Raw genomic sequence first — 12,171 nt, forward strand, 5'->3', positions numbered from 1 at the left:
GTCCCACCCCGCGCCCCGGCGACGCCCGACACATCGCCGGGGCGCACGGCTCACAGAACCCAGCGATCGCCACCGGACAGCCCTTCGGATGCTGCCGGCCCGCTCGCTGGACGACCGCTTAGTGAGAGGTGCGCCCACATGAGCCTGTTCGCGGCTGGAGTCCGGCACCACCCGGCGGTGGTCGCGCATCACAGCAGGCGAACTGGAGACGTCCAGCTCCGTGTCGCCGACGCCATCACCGAATTCGCCGGTTCGATGACCTTCGTCTACATCCACGCGGTCGTTTTCGCGGTCTGGATGCTGCTCCTCGAGTCCAGCCCCTGGCCTACGTTGACCCTGGTGGTGTCACTGGAAGCGATCTTCCTGTCGACGTTCGTCATGATCGGCCAGAACCGTCAGGCGGCGTTTCAGCAGATGAAGGCCGACCACGACTTCGTCGAGCAGGAGTTGGAACTCAAGACCAACACCGAACTCACCCGAGCCATCCACGCGATGACCATGGAACTCCACAGGCGTCTGGTCGACGACGGTGAGCAGTAGCCGCGTAACAGCCCCGAGGTGCGCACGTCAGTGGGCAGGCCGGCCGTGCGTCGAAGTTCACGACGTCGGTCCCGTACGGAAAGCGTCAGGCGCTCGAGGAGAGCGGTACAACCCACTCGACGACGGTGCCGCTCGGCCGATTCGCGGACAGGCGGAACGTACCGCCCATCTCCTCCGCGCGTTTGCGGAGGTTGGCCAGACCGCTGCGGCGGGTGACCTCGGGGTCGATTCCGCGGCCGTTGTCGGCCACATGCAGCCGCAGGGCGGAGTCGGTGACCTCGACGCCGACGTCGACGGCGGTGGCGTGCGAGTGACGGGCGGCGTTGGACAGGGCCTCGCCGAGCACGGCCAGTAGTTGCTCGGCCTGTTCGGCGGATACGGCTGTGTCCAGCAACCCGGTCATGCGCAGCGCGGGGGCGAAGCCGAGCGGCTCGGTGGCCCGTTCGGTGGCCGCCACCAGCTGCGCGCGCAGCCCGCTGCCGCGACGGGGCTGGTCGTGCTCGCGCAGTCCGTAGATGGTGGAACGGATGATCTTGATGGTGTCGTCCAGATCGTTCACGACGCGCTGGATCCGTTCGCTGACCTGCGGCCGGTCTGAGACTCGGCCCAGTGTGGACTGCAGCGACAGTGCCCCGGCGAACAGGCGCTGGATGACCAGGTCGTGCAGATCCCGGGCGATCCTGTCCCGGTCGTTGAGGACGACCATGCGTTCGGTGTCCCGGCGGTGCTCGGCGACGTCCAAGGCCAGCGCGGCCTGGTTGCCGAACCCGGTCACCATGTCGATCACGGCGTCGGTGAAGAGGGCGCCGCCGGGAACGTTCGCGACCTGCAGCACTCCGCGGACGTGTTCCCGGGTACCGAGCGGCACGAAGAACGCGGGACCCAGCTCCACCACCGAGGCGCTGCCGCCCTCGGCGCGGGGGTCGGCGCTCACGGCCTCGCTGGTGATCGTCTCGCCCGATGCGTAGACCTTCGCGGCCAGTGCCGTGGCGGGCAGCAGCAGCCCCCGGACCTCTTCGGTCGGCGATCCCGAGGCGGCCTCGATGACCAGCTCGCCGCGGTCGCCGACCGGTACCGCCAGCGTGACCAGGTCCGCGTCGGCCATCTCGCGCACGGTGGCGGTGAACGACTCCAGTACGGCAGCGGGCTCCGCGCCGGACAGCAGGCTGCGGGTCAGCTCGTTGCTGGCCGCCAGCCACCGCTGCCGACGGTGGGCGTCGTCGTACAGCCGGGCGTTGTCGATCGCCACACCGGCCGCCGCGGCCAGGGTGCGCAGCACCGCCTCGTCGTCGGTGTCGAATTCCGTATCGCTCTGCTTGTTGGTCAGGTACAGGTTGCCGAAGACCTGATCGCGCACCCGGACGGGGGCGCCGAGGAAGCTGGCCATCGGAGGGTGCCCGGCCGGGAAGCCGGCGGACGCCGGATGCTCGGCCAGGTTCGCCAGGCGCAGCGGTTCCGGGTGCCGGATGAGCAGGCCAAGGATGCCCTCGCCGCGCGGGTAGTGCCCGATGCGGGCGATCGCCTCGTCGCCCATGCCGACCGTGATGAACTGCCTGATCGTGCCTTCCTCGCCGAGGACGCCGAGCGCCCCGTACTGGGCGTCGACCAGGGCCACCGCGGATTCCACGATGCGGTGCAGCACCACCTCCAGGTCCAGGTCGGAGCCCACCGCGAGCACCGCATCCAGCAGCGTGTGGACCCGGTCCCGAGCCCCCCGCACCTGAGCCACCTGCTGTTGCAGGTCCTCCAGCAGTGCGTCCAGCCGCAGCTGTGGAGACATCCCCGACGTCTCCACCTCACGCGAACCCTGCGCGCGTTCGTCCACCACAGCTCCCCTCGCCGTCTCGCGGCATATTCCCCCTAGCATGCCCGACGAGCCAAGTCCGTTCGACGGCACCCGCCCGACAGCGAGGGCACAGCTCGCAAGCGGTCGGCTGGTGGGGGGGCCGGACATGAGCCAGGGCTGGAGCGCGCGGAAGCGGAGGGCCCATCGGGCCAAGCCCATGCTGAGCATTCGCACCGAACTCGCCGAAGCCGCTCAACGGAAGGCGCCTCCCTGACCTTTCCCGGGGCCGACGAGACGGCTCGGCTCCTGCGCGTGGTCATGGCGGCTGAGCACCGCAACCGCACCGACCCCGACCGGGCGATGGAGAGCCGCCGATGGGTGCACCGGGACCGGGACGACTCTGCCGACGTCGGCATTCCCCAAGCGGCACTGGGGCCGCAGGACGCGCACGAACAGCTGCTCATACGTGACTTCACCGCTCAACGCCACCCTGAGCGGCTCCCCGCCCAGCCCTTCGAGCCCCTGCCTGTGGCCCTGCTGACCACCGGGCACGACCGTCGCAGTGACTGGCTGCGCGCCCGGCAGGCGCTGGAGCACGTCCTGCTGGTGGCCACGGCGCACGGTGTGCGTGCCTCCCTGCTGCACCAGCCGATGGAGTGGCCCGACCTGCGCCGCGACCTGAGCCCCGTACCGGAGCTCACCGGCCATGCGCAGATGCTGATCCGCCTCGGTTACCGCCCGGAGGGCCCGGCCACTCCGCGACGTGCATCAGATCAGGTGGGATGACGCTCAACTTCGTCTCCGTGTGGTGTGCGGCCTGCTCGCCTACGGTCTGGTCAGCCCGCGCCTGTGAGGATCCGGCCGGGCGCAGCACTCAGCGCTTCGGGCAGGCGACCGAGGTTCTCGAACACGCCATCCAGTCCCGCCCCGCGCAGTACGCGAAGGAACCGGCCGCTGTCCGTGATCAGACGTAGCCGGCCGTGCCGTTCCATGACCCTGGTCCGCGCCCGGCACAGCACCCCCAGTCCGGCGCACTCGATGAGGACACGGCGCGAAGGTCCACCACGAGGCCGGGGAGGACGACCGCCGTCAGATCGTCCAGGCGCGCCCAAGGGACGGTGCCGTAAGGATGTCGATCTCGCCGCGCAGCTCCACGACGGTCGTCCCGTTGGCGGCACGCTCGGTGTGGCGGGGTGCGGAGGTGACGAGGGTTTCGGCCATGGTCCGAGGACACCCGGGCCCATGGGCGCGCCGGAAGGGCCGTACGGCCCCCCCTTCGCCGCCGCGTTTCCTCGGGCCGCTCTCCGGTCAGTGCGGGACACGTGGCCCTCACCCGAGGCCGCTCGCGGGCTCAGCATGGACTGTGACCCCCTGCACCGGGCGAAAAGACGGGCTGACTCATGTACCCGAACGATGGTTTCCGCGAACTCGGTCGTCACGAATGCCTGCGCCTGCTGGCCACGGCTCCCATCGGCCGCATCGTCTACACACGCCAGGCGCTGCCGGCGGTCGTGCCGGTCAACTTCGGCCTGGACACCGACGGAGCGGTACTGCTGCGCACCTCAGCCACCTCCGAGCTGGCCCGCGCGGTCGACAGCGCCATCGTCGCCTTCGAGGCGGATGCGGCCGACGTGGACACACACTCCGGCTGGAGCGTTGTCGTCACCGGCCGCGCCGAGATCGTGAGGGATCCGCCCGAGGCGGTCCGCCTGGAGCGGATCGGCCCGCGCTCCTGGGCTCCCTCACCCGAGGAGGTGTTCGTGCGCATCGAGCCTGAACTGGTCACCGGCCGTGAACTCGCCGCCGGCCGCACGATGTACGGCCTGCACCGCTCCGCCTGACCGCGGGGCACCACGTGCCCGCGACGTGGACCGAAGGGCCCAACGGTGCGGGGCCGGACGGCGCGGCGACGGGTTCCCGCAGGCCCTGCCCCGCCCCGGGGCGCGTGAGGAGCATCGTCAGTGGAGCCGCGCACGGAACGGTCCGTGTGCGGTGTCGCGAACGATGCGGAGGCAGTGATGACCGTGGCAACCCGTCCAGACGTGGACGCTCCCGCCGATGCCTGGCGTGGGTTCGCAGGCCGGAGCTGGCGCGAGGGGATCGACGTACGCGACTTCATCCAGGTCACCTACACGCCATACGAAGGCGGCCCGGAGTTCCTGACCGGTCCGACCGAGCGCACGCTCGCCGTCTGGCGCAACGTGAGTGCTCTGTTCCCCGAGGAGCGCCGCAGGGGCATCCTCGACGTGGACACCGCCACCCCGTCGACGATCACCTCTCACGCCCCCGGCTACATCGACCGGGACCGTGAGCTGATCGTCGGCCTGCAGACCGACGCCCCGCTGAAGCGCGCGATCATGCCGAACGGCGGCCTCCGGATGGTCGAGAACGGCCTGAAGGCATACGGCTACGAGCCCGACCCGTTCGTGACCAAGGTCTTCGGCACTTACCGCAAGACCCACAACGACGGCGTCTTCGACGCCTACACACCGGAGATGCGCGCCGCCCGCAAGGCCGGTGTCATCACGGGACTGCCGGACGCCTACGGACGCGGCCGGATCGTCGGCGACTACCGGCGCGTCGCTCTGTACGGAACGGACCGTCTGATCGAGGCCAAGAAGGCCGAGCGTGCCCTGCTCGACGCCTGTGCGTCCTCCACCGAGGTCATCCGTGACCGGGAGGAACTCGCCGAGCAGATGAGGGCCTTGGACGAGCTGACGCGGATGGCGGCGTCCTACGGCTGTGATGTGTCCCGCCCCGCCGCCACTGCCCAGGAGGCTGTGCAGTGGCTCTACCTCGGCTATCTGGCTGCGGTGAAGGAGCAGAACGGTGCGGCCATGTCGCTCGGCCGCACCTCCACCTTCCTCGACGTCTACCTGCAGCGGGACCTGGCGGACGGAATCATCGACGAGAGGAGGGCCCAGGAGCTGATCGACGACTTTGTGATCAAGCTGCGGATCGTGCGGTTCCTGCGCACTCCCGAGTACGACGCCCTGTTCTCCGGTGACCCGACCTGGGTGACGGAGTCGATCGGCGGCATGGGCGCCGACGGCCGGACCCTGGTCACCCGCACCTCCTTCCGCTTCCTGCAGACCCTCTACAACCTCGGCCCCGCCCCCGAACCCAACCTGACCGTGCTCTGGTCGCCCCGGTTGCCCGACGGCTTCAAGGAGTTCTGCGCCCAGGTCTCCATCGACACCAGCGCCGTCCAGTACGAATCCGACGACCTGCTGCGCCCCCGGACCGGGGACGACACCGCGATCGCCTGCTGCGTCTCCGCCATGGCGGTCGGCAGGCAGATGCAGTTCTTCGGCGCACGTGTCAACCTCGCAAAGGCGCTGCTCTACGCGGTCAACGGGGGCCGCGACGAGATGACCGGCGAACAGGTCGCGCCCTCCGCGCCCCCGCTGACCGGTGAGTACCTCGACTACGAGGAACTGATCGAGGCCTACGACCACGTCCTGGACTGGCTGGCCCGGACCTACGTCAACGCGCTCAACGTCATCCACTACATGCACGACAAGTACGCCTACGAACGCCTGGAGATGGCGCTGCACGACTACCCGGTGCACCGGTTCATGGCCTGTGGGATCGCCGGTCTGTCGGTGGCCGCGGACAGCCTGTCCGCCGTGAAGTACGCACGGGTGAAGGTGTTCCGGGACGCCAGCGGACTCGCCGTCGACTTCGGCACCGAGGGCGACTTCCCGGCGTATGGCAACAACGACGACCGCGCCGACAGCATCGCCGTCGACCTGGTGGAGTCCTTCATGGCCAAGGTGCGCCAGTACCCCACCTACCGTGGCGCCGAGCACACCCAGTCAGTCCTCACCATCACCTCGAACGTCGTCTACGGCAAGCACACCGGCAACACCCCCGACGGCCGACGTGCCGGACAGCCCTTCGCACCCGGCGCCAACCCCATGAACGGCCGGGACCGGCACGGTGTCGTCGCATCGGCCCTGTCGGTGGCGAAGCTGCCCTACGAGGAGGCCCGCGACGGAATCTCCCTGACCACGACCATCACTCCCGAGGGGCTCGGCCACAATCCCACGGAGCGTGCCGGAAACCTGGTCGGCATCCTCGACGGGTACATGACCTCCGGTGGTTTCCACATGAACGTCAACGTGCTGAACCGGGCAACGCTTGAGGACGCCATGGAACACCCCGAGAGGTACCCCGAGTTGACGATCCGGGTCTCCGGATACGCGGTCAACTTCGTCCGGCTCACGCGTGAGCAGCAGCTCGACGTGATCAGCCGCACCTTCCACGGGTCGCTGTGAACACCACGGCGACCTCCGCGTCACGGCAGGCGGCCCCGGCAACGGGACCGCTCACGGGCCGGGTGCACTCCTGGGACCTGTCCACCGGCGTGGACGGTCCCGGGACCCGGTTCGTCCTGTTCGTCAGCGGCTGCCCGTTGCGCTGCCTGTACTGCGCCAATCCGGACACCTGGCACATGCGTGAGGGGCGGGAGGCCTCGGTCGACGAGGTGATGGAGGAGATCGAGAAGTACCGGGGTTTCCTGACCACGGCCGGGGGAGGGGTGACCATCACCGGCGGAGAACCGCTGCTCCAGCCGGAATTCACCGGCTCCCTCCTGCACCGCTGCAAGGAGGCCGGACTTCACACGGCGCTGGACACCTCCGGATTCCTGGGTGCGCGTGCCTCCGACGAACTCCTCGCCGACACCGACCTGGTGCTGCTGGACATCAAGTCGTTCGACGCCACCACCTACCGCAGGCTCACCGGCGGCCGGCTGGCCCCCACGCTCAACTTCGCCACCTTGCTGGATCGGCTGGCCGTCCCCGTGCACATCCGTTACGTCCTCGTCCCCGGCTGGACCGACGACCCGTCCGCCGTTCACGCTCTCGGCGCCTTCCTAGCCGGGCTGAGCAACGTCGACCGGGTGGACGTCCTGCCCTTCCACAAACTCGGCGCCCACAAGTACGACGCTCTGGGTATCGACTTCCCGCTACGCGACACGCCCGTGCCCGATCCGGAGCTGACGGAACGCGTGCGCGAGCAGTTCCGGGAGCACGGACTGCGGGCGCTGTGAGGACGGATCCCCGGAGAGCCTGACCGCCGCCGACTGGGCAGCCAGGGAAGCCCTGCTCCGGGACCTCCCGCTGCACCTGGTCCACGCCCTTGGGCGGCAGCAACCCTCCGTCTCCCTGGGTGGGGCATCCCAGCCCTCCCTGAGTCCGGACGAGCGGATTCGCTGGGCGGACCACATGCTTCGCGAGACCGAAGCGACGATCGCGCGGCCCCACCCGGGCCTGCGGACCACCACCGAGACCGTCGTACCGAAGAACCCGTCACCGCCTTGCTCGGCGTGGCTCGGAAAGCCGGCCTGTTGGTGCTGGGGTCTCAGGGGCTTGGGCGGCGCGGCTGGCTTCTTGCCCGGGTCCGTCGCCCAGGCGGTCGTGGCGGGCAGCCGACGGCCTGTCGTCCTCGTGCGGGGTGGGCCTGCGCCCCGAGGACGAACACCAGCCCGGCGCCTTCCGGTCCGGGCCGACGCCGTTCCGCGACGTCGTCCTCGGCCTCGACTCTGCGGCTCCGAACGACACCGTGATCGAATTCGCCTTCGAAGCCGCCTCTCAGTGTGCCGCGAGGCTGCGCGTCGTCCATGGCCGGAACCCGGAACTGCCCTCCTACGACAACGGCGGCGACCTCAACGCCGAACTGCACGACGAACTCACCGGCGAGATGCACCGTGCCCTGTCCGAGGCGCTGGAGCCCTGGAGCGACACGTTCCCCGGCGTCGAGGTGACAGCAGGCCGTGATCGGCAAGGCCGGCTCGCACCTCGTGAAGGCCTCGCGCGACGCGTCCCTCGTCGTGATCGGCCGCCGCCTGCGCCGGACGCCGATCGGCGCGTTGATCGGCCCGGTCGCCCACGCGGTGCTGCACCACGCCACCGCACCGGTCGCGGTGGTCCCCCAGGACCGACAGGTTGCCGGGCGAGCCAGAACCCGTATCCCACTGAAGGCGGCGTGAGAACCCTCCAGTACTCACGCCGCCTTCAGTCGGAATCGAACATCGCGATCAGGCGGGCTCGTGCTCCTCGTCCGCAGTGAGCCGGACCCCGGTGATCAGGTCGGGACGGATGCGTACCGCATAGTCCATGGTCTGGTTCACCCAGGGGGTGAGCAGTTCCTGGTAGCGGGCCAGCTCATGCGAGTCGGTCACCAGCCGGGCGTAGCCGGTGACCACGACGCTCCAGCCGAGGTGAGTGTCGGGGTCTATGGAGTCGGCCTCATATGCCACCACGACGCCTTGGCCGTCGGCCTGCCCGCCGCATGCGGTCAGCGCCGCGCCCTCATGGGTGCGGATGACGATGTCGCCATTGTCCAGGACGTGGTTGACCGGGCGGACGGTCGGCAGTGCCTGGCGGGTGAAGACGATCCTGCCGAAGGAGACGCTGCCCAGCAGCCGCAGGGCTTCGTCGCCGTCGAGCTCGATGCTCCGGCGCGGCCCGCTCGGGACAGTCTGCGTGGTGTCAGTGGTCACGGGGTGGCTTCCATGCGGTTTCGTTGCTCACTGCGGTGTGTCTTCGGCCGGCGCGGCCAGGCGGACGCATGGTCTGTCACCGTCGCGACGAGCGGTGCGCCGGTAAGGCATGTGCGACGTCCCTTCGAGGCCTGCGCGGCTGCCTGTCCGCGGCGTACCGGGTCGGGCGGCCGCGGACAGGCTCGATCAGGTCATTGGAACGGCCTCTGGGCTCTTCACACCAGGGCCGTTCGGCCCTTGTCCGTGTCCGGCCACCCCAGTTCGTCGCCGTAGTAGGCCACGCGCATGATCTCCTGCATGTCGTCGAGCATCGGCATGCGTGGGTTGGCGGGCGCGCACTGGTCTTCGTACGCGTTCAAGGCCTGTCGGGGCAGAGCGGCGAGGAAGGCGCGCTCGTCGACACCGAGTGCCTGGAACGACGGCTCGATGCCCACGACGTCGCGCAGCCGCTCCATCGCGCTGGCCAGCGACTCCACGCCCTCCTGCGCGGTGGAGGCGGGCAGGCCGAGGGTGCGGGCGATGTCCCGGAAGCGTTCGGGGGCGCGGTAGTGCTCGTACTTGGGCCAGCCCGTCAGCTTCGCGGGTACGGTGCCGTTGTAGCGGATGACGTGCGGCAGCAGGACCGCGTTGGTGCGGCCGTGTGCGATGTGGAAGGTGGCGCCGAGGGTGTGCGACATGGCGTGCACGATGCCGAGGAAGGCGTTGCCGAAGGCCATGCCCGCGATCGTGCCGGCGTTGTGCATCCTCTCCCGCGCGTCGGGTCGGCCCCTGCGGTCGTTCACCGCCGCTTCGATGTTGTCGAAGATCAGGCGGATCGCGTGCAGGGCCAGGCCGTCGGTGAAGTCGTTGGCGTAGACGGACACGTACGCCTCGATGGCGTGGGTGAGGGCGTCGAAGCCGCTGTCGGCCGCCAGCGCCGGGGGCAGGTCCGCGGTAAGCAGCGGGTCGACGATGGCCACGCTCGGAGTGAGTGCGTAGTCGGCGAGCGGGAACTTCTTGCCGCTTGCGGGGTCGGAGATGACCGCGAAGGGGGTGACTTCCGCGCCGGTGCCGGACGTGGTGGGCACGCACACCAGGCGCGCGCGGGTGCCCAGGACCGGGAAGCGGAAGGCCCGCTTGCGGATGTCGGAGAACTTCTGCCGCATGTCGGCGAAGTCGACGTCCGGGTGCTCGTACAGCAGCCACATCACCTTGGCGGCGTCCATGGGGGAGCCGCCGCCGAGTGCGATGATCGTGTCCGGGCGGAAGTCCCGCATGAGCTGGGCGCCGCGCTGCACGGAGTCGATGCTCGGCTCCGGCTCGACGTTGTCGATGATCTGGAGGGTGACCGGCTCGTGGCGCCGCTGCAGGACGCGGCTGACGCGGTCGACGAAGCCGAGGCGGGTCATGGTGGCGTCGGTGACGACCGTGACGCGGTGGACGTCCGGCATGGAGGACAGGTAGCGCAGGGACTGCGCCTCGAAGTAGATCTTCGGCGGCACCTTGAACCACTGCAGGTTGTTGCGGCGCGCGCTGACCCGCTTGATGTTCAGCAGCTGGACTGCGGAGACATTGTCGGACACCGAGGTGTGCCCCCACGAGCCGCAGCCCAGGGTGAGCGACGGCAGCAGACTGTTGTAGATGCCGCCGATGGCGCCTTGCGAGGACGGGGCATTGACGATGATCCGTACGGTCTTCATGCGCCGGCCGTACGCCTCCGCCAGCGCCTGGTCCTCGGTGTGGATGACCGCGGTGTGACCCTGGCCGTGGAAGGCGACCATGTCGGCGGCGAGGTCGAAGCCCTGCTGTGCGGAGTCGGCGCGCAGCACGGCGAGCACCGGGCAGAGCTTCTCCCGGGTCAGCGGCTCGTCCGGGCCCACCCGTTCGGCCTCGACCAGGATCAGCGAGGTGTCGCCCGGGACGGTGAAGCCTGCCTGCTCGGCGATCCATGCCGGACTCTGACCGACGGCTTCGGCGTTGACCTTGGGTTCACAGCCTGCCTTGGTGCGGCCGGCCGGGAACAGGAAGGCTTCCAGCTTCGACTTCTCCTCGGCGGTCGCCAGGTGAGCGTGCAGAGCGCGGAACTCGGCCAGTGTCGCGTCGTAGATCTCGTCGTCCAGGATGACGGCCTGCTCGGAGGCGCAGATCATGCCGTGGTCGAACGACTTGGAAAGCACCAGGTCGTTGACGGCCCGGCGCAGCTTCGCGCTCTTGTGCACATATGCGGGAACGTTGCCGGCACCGACTCCAAGGGCGGGCTTGCCCGCCGAGTAGGCGGCCCGGACCATGGCGTTGCCGCCGGTGGCGAGGATCAGCGAGACGCCGGGGTGGCGCATCAGTATGCCGGTCGCCTCGACCGACGGGGTCTCGATCCACTGCACGCAGTGCTCCGGCGCGCCTGCGGCGATGGCCGCGTCCCGTACGATCCGGGCCGCCGCCGCACTGCACCGCTGGGCCGAGGGGTGGAAGGCGAACACGATCGGGTTGCGCGTCTTCAGCGCCATCAGGGCCTTGAAGACGGTGGTGGAGGTCGGGTTGGTGACGGGAGTGATCGCGCAGACCACGCCGACCGGCTCGGCCACCTCGGTCATGTCCTCGATGTCGTCGCGGGCGATGACGCCGACGGTCTTCATCGGGCCCATGCTGTGCGTGACGTGCTCGCACGCGAACATGTTCTTCGCGGCCTTGTCCTCGAAGACCCCACGCCCTGTCTCCTCCACGGCGAGGCGAGCCAGCGCGGTGTGCTGGTCCAGGGCGGCGACCGAGGCCTTCTTGACGATGTGGTCGACCTGCTCCTGAGTGAGGGCGTCGTAGTCGGCGAGCGCCTTGAGTCCGTTCGTGACCAGCTGGTCCACGGCGATGGCGATGTCGGACGGCGCGTCGGCAACTTCTGCTGCCTGGATTCCGGCCTGATGACGGGTCATTGGGGAGCGCCTCCGTTGACGAGAGCCGCCGGCGTTGGCCGACGGTGTGCGGACCGGAGCGGCACCGCGGGGGATTCGGTGCCGCTCACGCCTCCACTCTCTTTCCGCCTGATCCCGACTCCCAGGTGCCGATGGTCCCTTCCGGGGGCTGACCGGCACTGGTCCGGCCAGACCGGTCGACTCAGGCGAGCAGTTCCCCGCTGCCGGCACGGCCGCCGCGCCACGGGGGCGGAGTGGCCGACCTGCGGGCCTCCTCCTTGCGGTGCAGAACCAGGTTCATCCGGCTGCGCAGCCGGTCCTTAAGACGTCATTTCAGTTGGCGTGATCTTGCGGCAGTCTGGGGTGATGACTGCTGCGCTTGTCGAGCGGATGGCGCCGGAAGAACTGTGGACGTTGTTCCAGCGGGTGGTACCGCCGGCGCCGGTCCGGCCTCA

Annotated in this window: 10 protein-coding genes and 1 pseudogene; 7 read left to right on the plus strand and 4 right to left on the minus strand. The window is 69.5% G+C overall.

Features of this window, described 5'->3' with window-relative positions; all coding sequences use genetic code 11:
* Nucleotides 1-138 precede the first annotated feature (138 nt).
* The gene (locus ACFVIU_RS38060; protein ID WP_385848304.1) at nucleotides 139-540 is read left to right on the plus strand and encodes a DUF1003 domain-containing protein; all 402 of its coding nucleotides are present in this window, start codon (nucleotides 139-141) and stop codon (nucleotides 538-540) included.
* A gap of 85 nt (nucleotides 541-625) precedes the next feature.
* On the opposite strand, the gene ACFVIU_RS38065 is transcribed toward ACFVIU_RS38060, so the two are convergent.
* Nucleotides 626-2,320 carry a GAF domain-containing protein gene (locus ACFVIU_RS38065; protein WP_385848305.1) on the minus strand — a complete coding sequence of 565 codons (1,695 nt, stop codon included), beginning with the start codon at nucleotides 2,318-2,320 and terminating at the stop codon, nucleotides 626-628.
* Between the two features lie 318 nt (nucleotides 2,321-2,638).
* Between ACFVIU_RS38065 and ACFVIU_RS38070 the strand changes: the two genes are divergently transcribed.
* Nucleotides 2,639-3,112 carry a hypothetical protein gene (locus ACFVIU_RS38070; RefSeq protein WP_385848306.1) on the plus strand — a complete coding sequence of 158 codons (474 nt, stop codon included), beginning with the start codon at nucleotides 2,639-2,641 and terminating at the stop codon, nucleotides 3,110-3,112.
* Nucleotides 3,113-3,415: 303 nt separating this feature from the next.
* Here the strand turns inward: ACFVIU_RS38070 and ACFVIU_RS38075 are convergent, their stop codons facing one another.
* Nucleotides 3,416-3,547, minus strand: a complete 132-nt coding sequence (locus ACFVIU_RS38075; RefSeq protein ID WP_385848307.1) for a hypothetical protein — start codon at nucleotides 3,545-3,547, stop codon at nucleotides 3,416-3,418.
* 179 nt (nucleotides 3,548-3,726) lie between these two features.
* On the opposite strand from ACFVIU_RS38075, the gene ACFVIU_RS38080 reads away from it, so the two are divergent.
* The 4 genes from ACFVIU_RS38080 to ACFVIU_RS38095 all read left to right on the plus strand — a co-directional run bounded on the left by ACFVIU_RS38080 (nucleotide 3,727) and on the right by ACFVIU_RS38095 (nucleotide 8,321).
* The gene (locus ACFVIU_RS38080; protein WP_385848308.1) at nucleotides 3,727-4,167 is read left to right on the plus strand and encodes a pyridoxamine 5'-phosphate oxidase family protein; all 441 of its coding nucleotides are present in this window, start codon (nucleotides 3,727-3,729) and stop codon (nucleotides 4,165-4,167) included.
* A gap of 177 nt (nucleotides 4,168-4,344) precedes the next feature.
* Nucleotides 4,345-6,606 (plus strand): formate C-acetyltransferase, encoded by a 2,262-nt coding sequence (pflB, locus tag ACFVIU_RS38085; RefSeq protein ID WP_385848309.1) that lies wholly within the window; start codon nucleotides 4,345-4,347, stop codon nucleotides 6,604-6,606.
* Entirely contained in the window at nucleotides 6,603-7,382 is a 780-nt protein-coding gene (gene pflA, locus ACFVIU_RS38090; RefSeq protein WP_385848310.1) for a pyruvate formate-lyase-activating protein, read from the plus strand. Before pflB ends, pflA begins: the two co-directional genes overlap by 4 nt.
* A gap of 723 nt (nucleotides 7,383-8,105) precedes the next feature.
* On the plus strand, nucleotides 8,106-8,321 hold the full coding sequence (locus ACFVIU_RS38095) for a universal stress protein (protein WP_385848311.1): 216 nt from the start codon (nucleotides 8,106-8,108) through the stop codon (nucleotides 8,319-8,321).
* Nucleotides 8,322-8,369: 48 nt separating this feature from the next.
* Here ACFVIU_RS38095 and ACFVIU_RS38100 read toward each other — a convergent pair whose 3' ends face one another.
* Nucleotides 8,370-8,834, minus strand: coding sequence for a pyridoxamine 5'-phosphate oxidase family protein (locus ACFVIU_RS38100; protein WP_385848312.1), 465 nt, complete (start codon nucleotides 8,832-8,834; stop codon nucleotides 8,370-8,372).
* Between the two features lie 215 nt (nucleotides 8,835-9,049).
* Nucleotides 9,050-11,737 (minus strand): bifunctional acetaldehyde-CoA/alcohol dehydrogenase, encoded by a 2,688-nt coding sequence (gene adhE / locus ACFVIU_RS38105; RefSeq protein ID WP_385848313.1) that lies wholly within the window; start codon nucleotides 11,735-11,737, stop codon nucleotides 9,050-9,052.
* A gap of 345 nt (nucleotides 11,738-12,082) precedes the next feature.
* On the opposite strand from adhE, the pseudogene ACFVIU_RS38110 reads away from it, so the two are divergent.
* Nucleotides 12,083-12,171 (plus strand): annotated as a pseudogene (locus ACFVIU_RS38110) (IS5/IS1182 family transposase); the annotation flags it as partial.

This window comes from Streptomyces sp. NPDC127190, assembly GCF_042672505.1.
Lineage (GTDB): Bacteria > Actinomycetota > Actinomycetes > Streptomycetales > Streptomycetaceae > Streptomyces.

Bases quoted from the DNA above. Each gene is read 5' to 3' on its own strand.
- ACFVIU_RS38060 (WP_385848304.1), top strand. From the start codon at position 139: ATGAGCCTGTTCGCGGCTGGAGTCCGGCACCACCCGGCGGTGGTCGCG.
- ACFVIU_RS38065 (WP_385848305.1), bottom strand. From the start codon at position 2,320: ATGTCTCCACAGCTGCGGCTGGACGCACTGCTGGAGGACCTGCAACAG.
- ACFVIU_RS38075 (WP_385848307.1), bottom strand. From the start codon at position 3,547: ATGGCCGAAACCCTCGTCACCTCCGCACCCCGCCACACCGAGCGTGCC.
- ACFVIU_RS38080 (WP_385848308.1), top strand. From the start codon at position 3,727: ATGTACCCGAACGATGGTTTCCGCGAACTCGGTCGTCACGAATGCCTG.
- pflB (WP_385848309.1), top strand. From the start codon at position 4,345: ATGACCGTGGCAACCCGTCCAGACGTGGACGCTCCCGCCGATGCCTGG.
- adhE (WP_385848313.1), bottom strand. From the start codon at position 11,737: ATGACCCGTCATCAGGCCGGAATCCAGGCAGCAGAAGTTGCCGACGCG.